We start from the raw sequence: 15,097 nt of genomic DNA, 5'->3' as shown, positions 1-15,097 counted from the left end.
TGAAGGCATGACTGGGCTGGACATGGGACAGGCGCCCCGCGCCGAGGTCGGGGTCATCGGCGGGACCGGGCTCTACGAGTTCTTGACCGATGCCGAGGAGGTGGCGGTCGAGACCCCCTACGGCGATCCGTCCGCGCCGGTCACGCTGGGCACCGTCGCCGGGCGGTCGGTGGCCTTCGTGCCCCGCCACGGCCGCTCGCACGAGTACCCGCCGCACGCCATCCCCTACCGCGCCAACCTCTGGGCGCTGAGGTCGCTGGGCGTGACCCAGGTACTCTCCCCGAGCGCCGTCGGCGGTCTCCGCGCCGATGCCGTCGCGACTGGTGACCTGGTCACGCCCGACCAGCTCGTCGACCGCACCTGGCGCCGGATCCCGAGCTACGTGGAGAGCGGCGCCACGCACGTGCCGCTCGCCGATCCCTACTGCGCGCGGATCGCCAAGGCGTACGCGGCCTCCGATCCGTCCGTGAAGGTCGGCGGAACGCTCATCGTGATCGAGGGTCCGCGGTTCTCGACCCGCGCGGAGTCGATCCACCATGCCGCCCAGGGCTGGACGCTGGTCGGGATGACCGGCGCCCCGGAGGCGGCGCTCGCCCGCGAGCTGCGGATGTGTTACGCGCCGTTGTGCCTGGTCACCGACATGGACGCGGGCGCGGCCGAGGGCGAGGGCGTCGACGAGGACGACGTCTACGCGCTCTTCGCGGCCAACCTGGAGCGGATGCGGACCATCCTCGCCGACACGATCGAGGGCCTGCCCGACCCGGCCGGATGCTCGTGCTCGACCTGGGCCGAGGGCAAGACCCTCGCCTACGAGATCCCATGAGGGTCCTGCTGACGGGGTCCGCCGGCTTCATCGGCACCGCGATCGGCCGGGTGCTCGAGGATGCCGGCCACGAGGTCGTACCCGTCGACGTGCTGTTGCCGATGGCCCACGGTGAGGCGGCCGAGGCGCCGCCCGGGACGAACCTCCTCGACGTACGCGACGCCGGCGGCTGGGGCGACCTGCTGGACGGTATCGACGCGGTGTGCCACCAGGCCGCGGTCGTCGGTGCCGGAGTGACCGTGGCCGATCTTCCGCTGTACGCCGCACACAACGACCTCGGCACCGCCGCGCTCCTGGCCGCGATGAGCGCGCACGGGGTCTCCCGGCTGGTGCTCGCCTCCTCGATGGTCGTCTACGGCGAGGGCCGCTACGTCTGCGAGACCCACGGCGACCGGGTCCCACCGCCGCGCTCGCGGGCCGCGCTCGACTCCGGCGACTTCGAGAACCACTGCGACCTCTGCGGCGGCGCACTGACCTGGGCCGCGGTGGCGGAGTCCGCCCGGCTCGACCCGCGCAGCTCGTACGCAGCGAGCAAGGTCGCCCAGGAGCACTACGCCTCCGCCTGGGCCCGTCAGGCCGACGCGACCGCGATCGCGCTGCGCTACCACAACGTCTACGGGCCGCACATGCCCGCGGACACGCCCTACTCCGGGGTCGCCGCCATCTTCCGGTCCTCACTCGAGCGGGGCGAGGCGCCGCAGGTGTTCGAGGACGGTGGCCAGCAGCGCGACTTCGTCCACGTCGACGACGTTGCCCGCGCCAACCTGGCGGCGCTGGAGGCGACCTCCGAGCGGTCACGTGGGGAGCTGGCGGCCTACAACGTGGCGTCCGGGCACCCGGTCACGATCAGCGAGGTGGCGTCGCTGGTCGCGCGCGGCACTCGGACGGAGGTGGAGCCGGTGGTCACCGGGCGCTACCGGATCGGCGACGTACGCCATGTCGTGGCCTCCCCGGAGCTCGCGGAGAAGGAGCTCGGCTTCCACGCCGAGGTGCTGCCGGCGGTCGGTCTGCCGGCCTTCGCCACCGCGCCGCTGCGGTCCTAGGACCCCGGATCACCAGCTCGTGTAGAGCAGGTGCTGGACGAGCAGCGCGGTGAGGAGCTGCAGGGCCAGGCCGGGCCGTCGCCAGCGCTCGGGCAGGAGCGCGCAGCCGAGGGTGAGCCAGGGTATGAACGGCAGCCAGATCCGCTCCACCTCCGCCCGGCTCATCTGGGAGGCGTCCGCGAGGGCGACCATGATCACCGCGGCCGCGACCAGGACGACGACCACCCGGTCGGCCTGCTCGCGGCGGGCGGCCCAGGTGGCGCCGAGCCCGGCGCCGACCAGCGGCCCGGCGCTGATCGCGAGGGCGGCCAGGTTGCCCCAGGTCCAGTAGGCGCCGGGGCGCTGGCTGGCCAGCCCGTCCCAGTAGCGATCGACCAGCACGGGATACGCCTCCCACCAGGCGAAACCGCCGGCGGCGAAGGCGAGGACCACCGCGAGCGAGGAGGCCGCCGCTACCGGCAGCACCCACCAGCCGCGCCCGAGCCAGAGCACAGCCAGCGCGAGCACGCCGGTGAGCGGGAGGCCGTACGACATCATCACGACGTAGCCGAGGAGCAGGCCGGCGAGGACCGCCCACGGCCAGCCCCGACCGGTTCCAGCCCGGCAGGCCAGTGCCAAGCAGCACATCCCCCAGGCGACCGCGACCGCCATCACCGCATCGGCCGAGACGGCGAGGAACACCGCGCTAGGCGACAGGACCAGGTAGGGCGCCGCTGACCGTGCCGCTTCCTCGGCGCCGAGGACCCGGACCGTCGTCATGACCGCCAGCGGCAAGGTCGCGGCGAGCGCGATGACGACCAGGCCCGCGGCGAGGTCACCACCGAGACCGACCTTCACCAGGAGCACGAAGAAGAGCACCATCCCGGGCGGGTGCCCGGCGATGTGGACCGGCCAGTTCCCCTCCGGGGCGTCGTAGGGGATCCGGGAGACGTACTCCCGCAGCAGCCCCGGCACGTCGTCGACCGACCTGGCCGTCTCGAGGTACTCCGTCGGGTTCCCCAGCACCCGCGAGATGCCCTCGGGGCCGTCCACCAGCGCCAGCGCCAGCAGCCACACCAGGCCCGCGGCGTACGCGACCAGGAGCAGGCGCCGCCAGGGCAGCCGCCTCGCCATCGGGTCCGCCCAGCGCAGCGACGCGAGCGCGAGCAGGACCGCCGGGAGCGTGCCGATACCGACCTTGACCTGCGGATATCCGTGGAGCGGAGGGAACGTGCCGTCGTCGAGGTGCACGCGCGGCCACACCTGCCAGTCGAGCAGGGGCGGCACGACGGCGGCCGTCACGATGAGGACGACCGTGACGACGAGCCCCACCAGGGCGGCGCGGTGAGCTGAGGAGTTCACGACTGCGAGCGTAGGTCCGCGACGGCTCGATGGCTGTCGGCGCACGGGGCCCGTCATCGGACCGTAAGATCTGCGGGCCCCATCGGCGGCGGCTCGTTCCTAGAGTCGATCGCATGGCCGAGACCAGCCCCGAGCCCAGTCCAGACACAGACCCAGATATCGACCTCGTGCTTCCCTGCCGCGACGAGGCCGCCGCCCTGCGCGAGCTGCTGCCGCGCGTGCCGGCGGCGCTCTCCGTGATCGTCGTCGACAACGGTTCGACCGACGGCACCGCCGACGTCGCCCGCGCGCAGGGGGCGCGGGTGGTGTCGGAGTCGCGGCCGGGATACGGGGCGGCGGTGCACGCGGGGCTGCTGGCCGCGACCGCGCCCTACGTCGTGGTGATGGACGGCGACGGTTCCTTCGATCCCGCGGCCGCGCTGCCTCTGGTCGAGACGATCAGGCGTGACGAGGCCGACCTGGCGCTGGGCTGTCGCAGGCCGGTGACCCCGGGCGCCCAGCCGTGGCACGCCCGGGTCGGCAACCGGCTGGTCCTGGCCGCGCTGCGGCGTCGCACCGGTCTGCGGGTACGTGACATCGCCCCGCTGCGCGCGGCGCGCCGCGAGGCCCTGCTCGGTCTCGGCGTGGAGGACCGGCGCTCCGGCTATCCGGTCGAGCTCCTCGATCGCGCGGCAAGAGCCGGCTGGCGGGTCCACGAGATCGACGTCGACTACCACCCGCGGACCGCCGGGCGCTCGAAGGTCTCGGGCTCCGTGCGGGGCAGCCTGCGGGCGGCGTACGACTTCTGGCGGGTGCTCTCATGACGACGCTCCTTCTCGTCGCCAAGGCGCCCGTGCCCGGCCTGGTGAAGACCCGGCTTGCGGCCGACGTCGGGGAGGCGGCCGCCACTGCTGTCGCGGCGGCCGCGCTGCTCGACACGATCGAGGCGTGCACGCGGGCGGTGGGACCGGACCGCTGCCGGCTCGCCCTCTCCGGCGATCTCGCCGATGCGCTCCGAGGCGACGAGATCCGGACCGCCCTCTCCGGGTGGACCATCGCCCCGCAGCACGGGACCGGCCTCGGCGAGCGCCTCGCGAACGCCCACGCCGAGGTCACCGGACCGGTCGTGCAGATCGGCATGGACACCCCGCAGGTGACCCCGGCCGGTCTGCTCGCCGTGGCCGACGGACTCGACGCTGCCGATGCCGTGCTCGCTCCCGCCGAGGACGGCGGCTGGTGGGCCCTGGCGCTCCGCGACCCGTCGGCGGCCACCGCGCTGCGCGACGTACCCATGTCCACCCCCGAGACGTACGCAGCCACCCTCTCCGCCCTCGAAGCGCTCGGCCTCCGGGTCGCCGCCGGTGATCGGCTGCGCGACGTCGACCACCTCGCCGACGTCGCTCCGGTCGCCGCAGCCGCTCCGCACTCCCGCTTCGCGGTGGTCGCGGCCGAGATCGCGCGGGTCGCCCGATGACCGCGGTGGCGGCCGAGTCTGCGTTCGCGCACGCCTTCGCCAGCGAGGAGTGCCGGGTGGTGAGCGTCGATGGCATGGCCTCGCGACTTCCGATCGAGGACTGGACCCGCACCGCCGACGCCGCGGACCTCGCCCTGCTCTCCTACTGCGCCGGACCGACGGTCGATCTCGGCTGCGGCCCCGGGAGGATGACCGCCGCGCTGGCCGCTCGCGGGCTGCCGTCGCTCGGCGTCGACATCGTCCCGGACGCCGTCGCCCAGACCGAGGCCCGCGGTGGCCGCGCGGTCTGTCGCGACCTCTTCGAGCCGTTGCCCGGTGAGGGCTGGTGGACGACTGCTCTTCTCGCCGACGGCAACGTCGGCATCGGCGGGGACCCGATCGCCCTCCTCGCCCGCGTACGCCGGCTGCTCGTGCCCGGCGGCCGGGTGGTCGCCGAGGTGCACCCGCCCGGGACGCCGAGCGGCCCACTGCTCGCGGAGCTCGTCTGCCAGTGCGGTGGCTCCTCGAAGTTCCCCTGGGCGGTCGTCGGCGCCGACGCGATCGGGTCGATCGCCGCCGAGGTCGGTCTCGCGGTGAGGCGGCTCGAGCCGTTGCCGCATCGCCGGACACAGCCCCGCCGGTCAGTCCCGGCCCCGTTCACCCCCGCCGGCGACCGCTGGGCCGCCGTACTCGTCGAGGACGCCGCATGAGAATCCCTTCGGAGGACTCGTTCAGCTCACGCCTGCGGAGCGCGGCCGTCGCCGCGCGCGTCGGGCTCTGGCTCGGGATCTGCTTCCTTGTCGCACTCGTGACCGGCCTGATCAGCCACTACGCCCAGCTCGACCATCAGCCGGTGCCGCTCCCGGCCAGCCCGTCGCGGCTCTACCAGCTCACCCAGGGCCTGCACGTCGTCGCCGGCACCGCCGCGATCCCGCTGCTGCTGATCAAGCTGTGGGTCGTCTTCCCCAAGCTCTTCCAGCCGCTGCCGCATCAGGTCCGCGAGGCATTGCCGACGGCGCTGGAGCGCGGCTCGATCGCGATCCTGGTCAGCACGTCGATCGTCCAGCTCACCACCGGGCTGCTCAACGTCGCGCAGTGGTACCCCTGGGGCTTCAGCTTCCGCAGCACCCACTACGCGCTCGCCTTCGTCGCCGTCGGAGCGCTGCTGGTGCACATCGCGGTGAAGCTGCCGGTCGTACGCGACGCCTTGAAGGGCGACGTCGACGACACCTCCCACGACCGGCCGAACGCGGTCCGGCCCGGGCCGGTCAGCCGGCGCGGCGTGCTCGCCCTCGCCGGCACGTCCGCGGTCGCCGCCGCCGTGCTCTATGCGGCGGGCACTGTCCCCGGCCTCAGTCGGATCGCCGCCCTCTCGCCACGCTCCCGTGAGCACGGCATCCCGATCAACCGGACTGCCCACTCAGCCGGTGTGGTGGCCGAGGCGAGCAGCGCTGCCTACCGGCTCGAGCTCGTCCACGGCGCCACGACGCGATCGCTGACCCGCGACGACCTGGTCGCCATGGAGCAGCGCACCCACACTCTCCCGATCGCTTGCGTCGAAGGCTGGAGCGCCTCAGGCGAGTGGGGCGGCGTACGCCTCCGCGACCTGCTCGACCTGGTCGGCGCCCCGCGCGGGTGCGAAGTGCGGGTCCGGTCCATCCAGTCCTTCAGCGCCTCCGCCGACACCGTGCTCCCGCCGAACTTCGCAGACGACGACCGGACCCTGATGGCCCTCATGCTCGACGGCGAGACGCTCTCGATGGACCACGGCTACCCGGTCCGGCTGATCGCGCCCGACCGTCCCGGGGTCATGCAGACGAAGTGGGTCTCCCGGATCGAGGTGCTCTGATGAGAGGCATGCGCGGAGGGCTGATCCTGCTCGGGGCGGTCGGGATGGCGTACGGCGCCTGGCTGCTGGTGAGCCGGCAGGACCTCGGCCAGATCGTCGAGGTCGTGCTCTGGCTGGCGGCGGCGGTCGTGATCCATGACGGGATCCTGGCACCGGCGGTGCTCGGGCTCGGGTGGCTCGGCGGCCGGCTGCTGCCGCGGGCGGTCGCCCGGGGCGCGGTGGTGGTGCTGGTGCTGCTCGGGCCGACGCTCCTGGTCGCGATCCCGGTCCTCGGCCGGTTCGGCGCGAAGCCGGACAATCCGACGCTGCTCGACCGCGACTACACCCAGGGGCTGCTGGTCTTCGCGGCTCTGTGCGTGTGTGCCGGTGTCGCCGTCGCGCTCGGCGAACTACGCTCACGAAAGCCCGCCCGGGCGAACGTCGAGGAGGAGTAGGCCCATGGCACGTGTGCTCGTGGTCGACGACGACCTCACCGTTCGCGAGGTGCTGGCGTCCTACCTGCGCGCCGGCTCGCACGACGTCGTCGAGGCCGGGGACGGCGAGCAGGCGCTGCGCGCGATCAGCGACCGGCCCGCCGACATCGTCATCCTCGACCTGATGCTGCCCGGCATCGACGGTCTGGAGGTGTGCCGTCGCCTGCGGCAGGCGAGCGAGGTGCCGATCATCATGCTCACCGCGCTCGGCAGCGAGGCAGACCGGATCATGGGGCTCGAGCTCGGTGCCGACGACTACGTCGGCAAGCCGTTCAGCCCGCGGGAGCTGGTGCTACGCGTCGACTCGGTGCTCAAGCGGACCGGCCACAACGGCGAAGGCGGCGTCGTCTCCGACGGCTCCCTGGTGGTCGACGCCGACCGGCGGGTGGCGACCAACGCCGGGGCGGAGCTGTCCTTGACCACCCGGGAGTTCGACCTGCTCCGCTACCTGATCGCCCATCCAGGCAAGGCCTTCACCCGGGAGGACCTGCTCGAGCACGTCTGGGGATGGACGATCGGCGACCGCTCGACGGTCACGGTCCACGTACGCCGGCTGCGGGAGAAGATCGAGTCCGACCCGACCCGGCCGGAGCGGCTGGTGACGGTCTGGGGCGTCGGCTATCGCTGGGAGCCCGCCGAGGTGAGCGCATGAAGACCGCAGATGCCGTCCAGATCGCCCTCGTCGCCGCGGGCGCCGGTATCGCCGTCGGTCTGGCCGGGCTCGTGGTCGCCTGGCTGACGCGCCGCTGGTCGATCCGCTGGCAGCTCACCCTGGTCGCAGCCGTCGCGGTGCTGACGGTCTTCGGTGGCGTACTCGGGATCGCGTGGCTCATGTTCCTCTCCGGCCACGACCTGCAGGTCATCACCGTGGTCACCTCGATCGCCGTGGTGGTGGCGATCCTGGTGGCGTTCGTCATCGGCTCCGCGATGGTCCGCTGGTCGGGCGCGGTCCAGCAGCAGGCCCGGGAGATGGCGCTCGGAGGTCATCAGCAGCCTGCGGAGAGCGGGCCGCGGGAGCTCCGCTCGCTGTCGGCCGAGCTCGCCGAGACACAGCGGCGGCTCGAGGAGGCGCACGCGAGAGAGGCCCGGCTCGAGGAGTCCCGGCGCGAGCTGGTCTCCTGGGTGGCCCACGACCTGCGTACGCCGCTCTCGGGGCTCCGGGCGATGGCCGAGGCACTGGAGGACGGGATCGCCGCCGATCCCCACCGCTACCACCAGCGCATCCGCGTCGAGGTCGAGCGGTTGGCCCGGCTCGTGGACGACCTCTTCGAGCTCTCCCGGATCCAGGCCGGCGCGCTCACCCTGACGCCGGAGCCGGTCCTGCTCGGCGACCTGGTCAGCGAGGCGCTGGCCGGGGCCGATCCGGTCGCCCGGGAGCGACGGGTCCGGCTCGGTGGCCAGGTCGAGGACGGCCTCGAGATCACCGCCGACCCGGCCAGTCTGTCCCGCGTCGTCTCCAACCTGCTGATGAACGCCATCCGGCACACCCCCGCTGACGGCACCGTGGTGGTGCACTGCCAGATGGCCCCCGGAGACGTACGCAGCGTGGACCTCAGCGTCAGCGACGGCTGTGGTGGCCTGGATCCCGGCGACATGGAGCGGGTCTTCGACCTCGGCTGGCAGGGCAGCTCCGCGCGCACCCCGACCGCTCCCGAGGGCGCTGGCGCTCAGGGCGCCGGGTTCGGTCTCGCCATCGTCAAGGGGCTCGTCGACGCGCACCGCGGCAGGGTCTGGGTGGAGAACCTTCCGACCGCGACCGGCTGCCGGTTCCACGTCCGCCTGCCGGCCTGACGCCGACTCAGTCGACGGTCGAGCCCTCCAGCTCGTCGACGAGCACGAGGCCGCGCTCGGCCCAGGCGACCGCGGCACGCGCCTGGTCGATCAGGCCGTCGTAGGCGAAGATCTTGTAGCGCACGATCCGGTCCCACTGGCTCGCGTCGTAGTGCTCGAGCCGTCGGGCCAACGTGGGGTGGCTGCGGTCGACGAGCGTGGCACGGGTGGCCTCGAGCATCGCCAGGTGCTCGGTCCAGTGGTCGCGGAACTGCTCCAGCTCGGCCCGCGCGGCGCCGGGCTCGGCCCACTCGAGGTAGGCCGCCTTGAGGTAGGCGGGCTCCCGCTGCCGGCGGATCTCGATGGGCGAGTCCATCCACTCGCGGAAGGCCTTCACCCCGGCCTCGGTGACGGCGTACTCCTTCTTGGTGCCCTTCTTGCCCCACGGCACGACCGCGGACTCGAGCAGGCCGTCGCGCTCCATGCGGTTCAGCTCCGGGTAGATCTGCGAGTCGGGAGCGTGCCACACGTGGGCGACCGACTGGCTGAACTGCTTGGAGACGTCGTAGCCGGTCATCGGGCGTGAGGTGAGCAGCGCGAGCAGCGCATACCTCAGCGACATCGTGACCCCCTCTTCACGCAGTGATCGTGGCGCGAGCGTACCCGCCTCTTGCCACTAACTATAGAGATAGGTAGTTTGTGACGAGCACAACACCTATCTCCATAGGGAGTTTCGACATGACCATCCTGGAATCGCCGCCGGTCACCGCAGCCAGCAAGATCTTCAACTTCCCCCGCAACGCCTGGTACGTCGCGGCCTGGGACCACGAGGTGACCGCGAAGCAGCCGCTCGCCCGCACCATCGCCGGCCGCCCGCTGGCCCTGTGGCGCAACAGCGACGGTCGCGCCGTCGCCCTGGCCGACGCCTGCTGGCACCGGCTGGCGCCGCTGTCGAAGGGCAAGGTGCTCGGCGACGAGATCCAGTGCCCCTACCACGGGCTGCGCTACAACTCGGCCGGCCGCTGCACGAGCATGCCCGCGCAGGAGACGATCAACCCGAGCGCGATCGTCCCGTCCTACCCGGTCGTCGAGCGCTATCGCTACGTGTGGGTCTGGGTGGGCGACCCCGACCTGGCCGACCCCGACGCCGTGCCCGACATGCACCAGATGGACTCCCCGGAGTGGGCCGGCGACGGCGAGACGATCTACGCGCCCTGCAACTACCAGCTGGTGCTCGACAACCTGATGGACCTCACCCACGAGGAGTTCGTGCACAGCTCGAGCATCGGGCAGGACGAGCTCTCCGAGGCCGAGTTCGAGGTGAGCCACACCGATCGCGGCGTGACCGTGACCCGCTGGATGCGCGACATCGACGCGCCCCCGTTCTGGCTCAAGAACATGCGCGACCGGTTCCCCGGCTTCAGCGGGAAGGTCGACCGCTGGCAGATCATCCACTTCGAGGCCCCCTCGACGATCCGCATCGACGTCGGCGTCGCCAAGGCCGGCACCGGCGCCCCCGAGGGTGACCGCAGCCAGGGCGTCAACGGCTTCGTGATGAACACGATCACCCCCGAGACCGCGCGCACGTCGCACTACTTCTGGGCCTTCATGCGCAACTACCGCCTGGAGAGCCAGACGATCACGACCCAGCTGCGCCAGGGCGTCCACGGCGTCTTCGGCGAGGACGAGGAGATGCTGGCCGCGCAGCAGCGCGCGATCGACGCCAACCCGGAGCACGAGTTCTACAGCCTCAACATCGACGCCGGCGGGATGTGGGTACGCCGGATCCTGGACCGCATGCTGCAGGCGGAGGGTCTCCCCGCCGCTGCGGCTGCGAAGTGAGGCAGCCGCCATGGCAGTGAACACCCAGACCTGGTGGCAGCAGGGCCGTGTGGCCGAGACCGATGAGCTCGCCGAAGGCGTACGCCGCATCGTGCTCTGCCCCGACCACGCCGTCCACGCCGCGCCCGGCACCCACATCGACCTCCGGCTCGATCTCGACGGGCATGTCCGCAAGCGGTCCTACTCGGTCGTACGCTCCGAGGACGGCGGCCGCCGGCTCACTCTCGGGGTGCAGCTGGCCGCGAGCTCACGCGGCGGGTCCCGCCACATGCACGGCCTCCGCGTCGGGGACGTGGTCGAGATGACCGGTCCGGTCCAGAGCTTCCCGCTCGGGGTCGGCGCCGACCGCTACGTGCTGGTCGCCGGCGGCATCGGCATCACCGCGCTGGTGGCGATGGCCGACACCCTGCGCCGCCGCGGCGCCGACTACACGCTCGTCCTGGCCGGCCGGCGGCGCGCGGTAATGGCCCATCTCGACGAGCTCGTCGAGATGCACGGCGATCGGGTGCGGGTGTTCGTCGACGACGAGGACGTACGCCTGGACGTGGAGGCGCTGGTCGGCGAGATCGCCGGCTCTTCGGCAGCGGCGCGGATCGAGATGTACATGTGCGGGCCGATCCGGCTGATGGACGCCATCCGCCGCTCCTGGGTCGCCCATGAGCTGCCCGAGCCCAACCTGCGGTTCGAGACCTTCGGCAGCAGCGGCGCCTGGGCGGCGGAGGACTTCGTCGTACACCTCCCCCAGCTCGACCGGTCGGTCCGCGTCGGCAAGGACAGCTCGATGCTCGACGCGCTCGAGGACGCCGGCGTCGACGTGATGTGGGACTGCCGCAAGGGCGAGTGCGGGATCTGCCAGGTCAAGGTCCTCGACGTCAGCGGCCGCATCGACCACCGAGACGTCTTCCTGAGCCAGCCGCAGAAGGAGACGTGCGCGTCCTTGTGCCTCTGCGTCGCACGCGCCGCCCGCGGCGAACCCGGCGACACCGCCGAACCCGCCGCCGTGACCCTGCATCTTCCGTGAACCCCCACCCCGAAAGAGACCCGAGATGAACCTTCGTGCGCGCATCGACGCCGCCGCGATGACTCCCTACCAGTGGATGGTCGTCGCCCTCTGCGTCCTGCTGAACTGTCTGGACGGATTCGACGTGATGGCGATGGCCTTCACCGCCACGTCGCTGAGCGAGGAGTTCGCGCTGAGCGGCTCGGAGCTCGGCGTGCTGCTGAGCGCCGGGCTCGTCGGCATGGCGGTCGGCTCGCTGGCGCTGGCCCCGGTCGCCGACGTCATCGGACGCCGGCCGCTGATCCTGATCAGCGTCGGCCTGGCGACCCTCGGCATGCTGCTCTCCGCCGCCGCTCCGACCGCCCTCCTGCTCGGCCTCGCCCGCGTCGTCACCGGGCTCGGGGTCGGCGGCATCCTGGCCAGCACCAACGTGATCGCGAGCGAGTACGCCTCCGCGCGCTGGCGCGGTCTGGCGATCGGCCTCTACACGGCGGGCTACGGCATCGGCGCCACCCTGGGCGGTGTGGCCGCGCGCGGCATGCTGGCCGACCTCGGCTGGCGCAGCGTCTTCGTCGCCGGCGGCGTCGCGACCGGGATCGCGCTGGTTCTCCTCGTCGTGCTGCTGCCCGAGTCGGTCGACTTCTTGGTCCAGCGCCGGCCGCGGCAGGCCGTCGAGCGGATCAACCGGATCCTCGGGCGGCTCGGGCAGCCCGCGATCACCTCGGACGCGCTGGAGGCCGCGCCGCGGCCGACGACCCGGCATCGCAGCGGCAACCCCGGCGTACTGCTGAGCGCCGACCTGCGCCGCTCGACCCTGCTCATCTGGGTGGCGTTCCTGGCGACGATGTTCGGCTTCTACTTCGTCAACAGCTGGACCCCGCAGCTGCTGGTGACCTCCGGGATGTCCGAGGCGGACGCGGTCACCGCCGGAATGATGCTGGCGCTGGGCGGCACCGCCGGCTCGGTCCTCTACGGCCTCGTCGCCTCCCGGCTGGACAGCCGCCTGGTCCTGATCGGCTTCACGGTGCTCTCGGCGCTGACGATGGTCGTCTTCATCACCAGCACGGCCCTGCTCACGGTCGCGCTCATCATCGGCGTGGTCGTCGGGGCGCTCATCAACGGCTGCATCGCCGGTCTCTACACGATCACCCCGGCGGTCTACGGCACCGAGATCCGCAGCACCGGCATGGGCTGGGCGATCGGCATCGGCCGCATCGGGGCGATCCTGTCGCCGATGCTCGCCGGGCGCCTGCTCGACGCCTCGTGGACGCCGGTCAACCTGTACGTCGGCGCTGCCGTCGTCGTCGCGATCTCCGCCGTCGCGCTGCTCTTCCTGCGGACCGGGCAGGCTGCTCGGACCGTTCCCGACATGGCCTCGGCCTAACCACGGGGAATCGGCCCGTCCCGGCTGCAACCGGGACGGGCCGTGGACCGTCTAGATCGGCAGGACGCCCGCTCGGGGCGTACGACAGACGAGGAGTCCACCCATGTCTTCATCCCGCATCCAGCTCCGTGCCGCGCTCGCGGCGACCGCCGTTGTCGGTCTGCTCGGCCTCGCCGGGTGCGGGAGCGACCCGGCCCCGGCGGCCGGCTCGCCCTCCGCGGCCCCCTCTTCGGCGCCGTCCACTCCGTCCTCAGCTCCGTCCTCCGAGCCGTCCGCGACACCCACGCCGACACCGGCCCCGTCAGAGGTCCCGGTCACGGCCGAGCCGACGCCGAAGCTCGACTGGGGCGGTCCGCTGGCGCCCGGGGCCTTCGGGCGGATCAAGGCCGAGGGCAACGTACGTTCTCTCGTGCAGCAGGGCTGGATGACCCGCGACACCGCGCGCGAGGAGGCCTGCGAGGGCAAGCACTGGAGGTGGGCCGACCAGGTCGGCGACGGCGTCGACGTCACCTACGACCAGCAGGGCGAGATCGTCTCCTTCGGGATGAGCAAGCCCGTCCTGGAGACCGCTCGAGGCGTCACGATCGGCGACTCCCTGATGGTCCTCAAGGACATCTACGGGACCGGCGCCCAGCAGACCAACGACTACGGCCAGACGACGTGGGTCGTCAAGGACGGCGACCGCTGGATCGGCTTCCTGCTCTCCGGCAACACCCGCGACGCGAAGATCGAGTTCATCGAGGTCTCCGTCGGACGCCAGCCGGGCCTGCTCCGCGACGGCTGCTGAGAAGCGGCTGTGACGGCAGCCATACGGCCCTGTGCGGACTGCACAAATCACTGCAGGCGGCCTCGGGTGCCGCGTTGATAGCCTCCAGCACATGCCCGACCAGCGCTCTGCGGATTCGTCATCGTCAACCCCCGAGTCTTCGGCGATCACCCGTGCCCTTGCGGAGCGTCTGCTGCCGCGCGCGGAGGAACTCGCCACCGTGCTGCGGGACACCTTGCAGGACAAGGACGAGCGCTACGCGACCACCGACCTGATCGCGGCGGATGAGCTGCTGAGGTCCTGTCGCGACAACATGCTGCGCTCCCTCCAGTCGCTGGCCGACCAGGTGCCGCCAGGGGTGAACGTCTTCGACGCTGCTCAGACCACCGCGCGACGCCGGGCGGACGCCGGCTTCCCGCTGGAGTCGCTGTTGCACGCGTACCGCCTCGGCACCGAGGTGCTCTGGGCCGCGCTCCTCGACGAGGCCCGTTCGCGGGCTCCCGAGCTGCTGGACGAGCTCCTGGACAGTGCCGTACAGGTCATGCAGCTCATCGACCTGATGTCGACGGCGGTCGCCGACGAGTACCGGACGCGGGAGCTCGAGGCCGAGCGGCGCGACACCGAACGCAGGCAGGCGATCCTCGACGGCCTGCTGGAGGGGCGCGGCGCGGACCCGGGGTTCGCCGCCGAGGCGATGCGAATCCTGGGTCTGACCTCGGAGACAAGGATCGCGGTCGTGGTGATCCGGCACCGCACCTCGGCGACCGGACCTCCCCCCTCGCCGGGAGCGGCGCTGGCTGCTGCGGGCTTCCGCTCCGAGTGGCGCCTGCGGGCCGACCGCGAGATCGGGCTCGTCGACCTGGGACCGGCGACGATCGCACAGCTCGTGGAACGGCTGTCGTCGATCGTCGACGGCTGGGCGGGCGTCTCCCAGGAGACGGTCGGCCTGGCCGACGTACTCACCGAGTTCCGGATGGCGGAGCTGGTCCTGGCCAGCCTGGGGGCCGACGAGCCCGGCGTCGCCGCTCTCACCGAGCGGCTCCCCGAGGTGCTGGTGGCCGCGAGCCGTCCGATCGCGGACCGGATCCGGACACGCGCCCTGGGCGACCTGCTCACCGTCCCTCTCGACAAGCAGGAGTCGCTCCTCGACACCCTGGACCGCTGGTTCGCCAACAACCGATCCACCTCGGAGACGGCGACCGAGATGCACTGCCACCGCAACACGGTGGTCTACCGCCTCAAGCAGATCGAGGAGCTGACCGGCTGCCGCCTCGACGACGGACGCGACCAGCTGCTGCTCCGACTGGCGCTTCTGGCCTCTTGATTCAGGCGAGCCTAACTGTGCCGCAGCACAGCTGGGCGCCTCCAACTCTG

The 15,097-nt window shown here is 72.1% G+C and carries 16 protein-coding genes; 14 read left to right on the top strand and 2 right to left on the bottom strand.

Features of this window, described 5'->3' with window-relative positions; genetic code table 11:
- Window positions 1–7 precede the first annotated feature (7 nt).
- Window positions 8–823, top strand: a complete 816-nt coding sequence (locus tag ABZY89_RS00515; RefSeq protein ID WP_355223771.1) for an S-methyl-5'-thioadenosine phosphorylase — start codon at window positions 8–10, stop codon at window positions 821–823.
- Window positions 820–1,866: an NAD-dependent epimerase/dehydratase family protein gene (locus tag ABZY89_RS00510; protein ID WP_355223770.1), complete on the top strand. Its 1,047-nt coding sequence runs from the start codon at window positions 820–822 to the stop codon at window positions 1,864–1,866. The genes ABZY89_RS00515 and ABZY89_RS00510 overlap by 4 nt, the downstream gene beginning before the upstream one ends.
- Before the next feature lie 9 nt (window positions 1,867–1,875).
- On the opposite strand, the gene ABZY89_RS00505 is transcribed toward ABZY89_RS00510, so the two are convergent.
- A complete protein-coding gene (locus tag ABZY89_RS00505; protein WP_355223768.1) occupies window positions 1,876–3,207 on the bottom strand; it encodes a hypothetical protein in 1,332 nt (443 codons plus the stop codon).
- Window positions 3,208–3,320: 113 nt separating this feature from the next.
- Here ABZY89_RS00505 and ABZY89_RS00500 point away from each other — a divergent pair, with 113 nt between their 5' ends.
- The 7 genes from ABZY89_RS00500 to ABZY89_RS00470 are packed head-to-tail and all read left to right on the top strand — an operon-like array spanning window position 3,321 to window position 8,752.
- Window positions 3,321–4,010: a glycosyltransferase family 2 protein gene (locus tag ABZY89_RS00500; protein ID WP_355223767.1), complete on the top strand. Its 690-nt coding sequence runs from the start codon at window positions 3,321–3,323 to the stop codon at window positions 4,008–4,010.
- Window positions 4,007–4,660, top strand: a complete 654-nt coding sequence (locus tag ABZY89_RS00495; RefSeq protein WP_355223765.1) for a DUF2064 domain-containing protein — start codon at window positions 4,007–4,009, stop codon at window positions 4,658–4,660. The genes ABZY89_RS00500 and ABZY89_RS00495 overlap by 4 nt, the downstream gene beginning before the upstream one ends.
- A complete protein-coding gene (locus tag ABZY89_RS00490) occupies window positions 4,657–5,349 on the top strand; it encodes a class I SAM-dependent methyltransferase (RefSeq protein WP_355223763.1) in 693 nt (230 codons plus the stop codon). The genes ABZY89_RS00495 and ABZY89_RS00490 overlap by 4 nt, the downstream gene beginning before the upstream one ends.
- Entirely contained in the window at window positions 5,346–6,488 is a 1,143-nt protein-coding gene (locus ABZY89_RS00485) for a molybdopterin-dependent oxidoreductase (RefSeq protein WP_355223761.1), read from the top strand. The genes ABZY89_RS00490 and ABZY89_RS00485 overlap by 4 nt, the downstream gene beginning before the upstream one ends.
- The gene (locus ABZY89_RS00480) at window positions 6,488–6,922 is read left to right on the top strand and encodes a hypothetical protein (protein WP_355223759.1); all 435 of its coding nucleotides are present in this window, start codon (window positions 6,488–6,490) and stop codon (window positions 6,920–6,922) included. Before ABZY89_RS00485 ends, ABZY89_RS00480 begins: the two co-directional genes overlap by 1 nt.
- A gap of 4 nt (window positions 6,923–6,926) precedes the next feature.
- Entirely contained in the window at window positions 6,927–7,613 is a 687-nt protein-coding gene (locus ABZY89_RS00475) for a response regulator transcription factor (RefSeq protein WP_355223757.1), read from the top strand.
- On the top strand, window positions 7,610–8,752 hold the full coding sequence (locus ABZY89_RS00470) for a HAMP domain-containing sensor histidine kinase (RefSeq protein WP_355223755.1): 1,143 nt from the start codon (window positions 7,610–7,612) through the stop codon (window positions 8,750–8,752). The genes ABZY89_RS00475 and ABZY89_RS00470 overlap by 4 nt, the downstream gene beginning before the upstream one ends.
- 7 nt (window positions 8,753–8,759) lie before the next feature.
- Here the strand turns inward: ABZY89_RS00470 and ABZY89_RS00465 are convergent, their stop codons facing one another.
- Entirely contained in the window at window positions 8,760–9,353 is a 594-nt protein-coding gene (locus tag ABZY89_RS00465) for a PadR family transcriptional regulator (RefSeq protein ID WP_355223753.1), read from the bottom strand.
- Window positions 9,354–9,469: 116 nt separating this feature from the next.
- Here ABZY89_RS00465 and ABZY89_RS00460 point away from each other — a divergent pair, with 116 nt between their 5' ends.
- The 5 genes from ABZY89_RS00460 to ABZY89_RS00440 all read left to right on the top strand — a co-directional run bounded on the left by ABZY89_RS00460 (window position 9,470) and on the right by ABZY89_RS00440 (window position 15,047).
- A complete protein-coding gene (locus ABZY89_RS00460; RefSeq protein ID WP_355223751.1) occupies window positions 9,470–10,573 on the top strand; it encodes an aromatic ring-hydroxylating dioxygenase subunit alpha in 1,104 nt (367 codons plus the stop codon).
- 10 nt (window positions 10,574–10,583) lie between these two features.
- On the top strand, window positions 10,584–11,594 hold the full coding sequence (locus ABZY89_RS00455; RefSeq protein WP_355223749.1) for a PDR/VanB family oxidoreductase: 1,011 nt from the start codon (window positions 10,584–10,586) through the stop codon (window positions 11,592–11,594).
- A 25-nt stretch (window positions 11,595–11,619) separates the two neighbouring features.
- Window positions 11,620–12,957 (top strand): MFS transporter, encoded by a 1,338-nt coding sequence (locus ABZY89_RS00450; protein ID WP_355223747.1) that lies wholly within the window; start codon window positions 11,620–11,622, stop codon window positions 12,955–12,957.
- 103 nt (window positions 12,958–13,060) lie between these two features.
- Window positions 13,061–13,744 (top strand): hypothetical protein, encoded by a 684-nt coding sequence (locus ABZY89_RS00445; protein WP_355223745.1) that lies wholly within the window; start codon window positions 13,061–13,063, stop codon window positions 13,742–13,744.
- A 91-nt stretch (window positions 13,745–13,835) separates the two neighbouring features.
- The gene (locus ABZY89_RS00440; protein WP_355223743.1) at window positions 13,836–15,047 is read left to right on the top strand and encodes a helix-turn-helix domain-containing protein; all 1,212 of its coding nucleotides are present in this window, start codon (window positions 13,836–13,838) and stop codon (window positions 15,045–15,047) included.
- The last annotated feature ends 50 nt before the right edge of the window (window positions 15,048–15,097 follow it).

The organism is Nocardioides sp. NPDC006303 (assembly GCF_040613175.1).
Classification (GTDB): domain Bacteria; phylum Actinomycetota; class Actinomycetes; order Propionibacteriales; family Nocardioidaceae; genus Nocardioides.
This window is presented reverse-complemented; position numbering and strand designations above follow the sequence as displayed.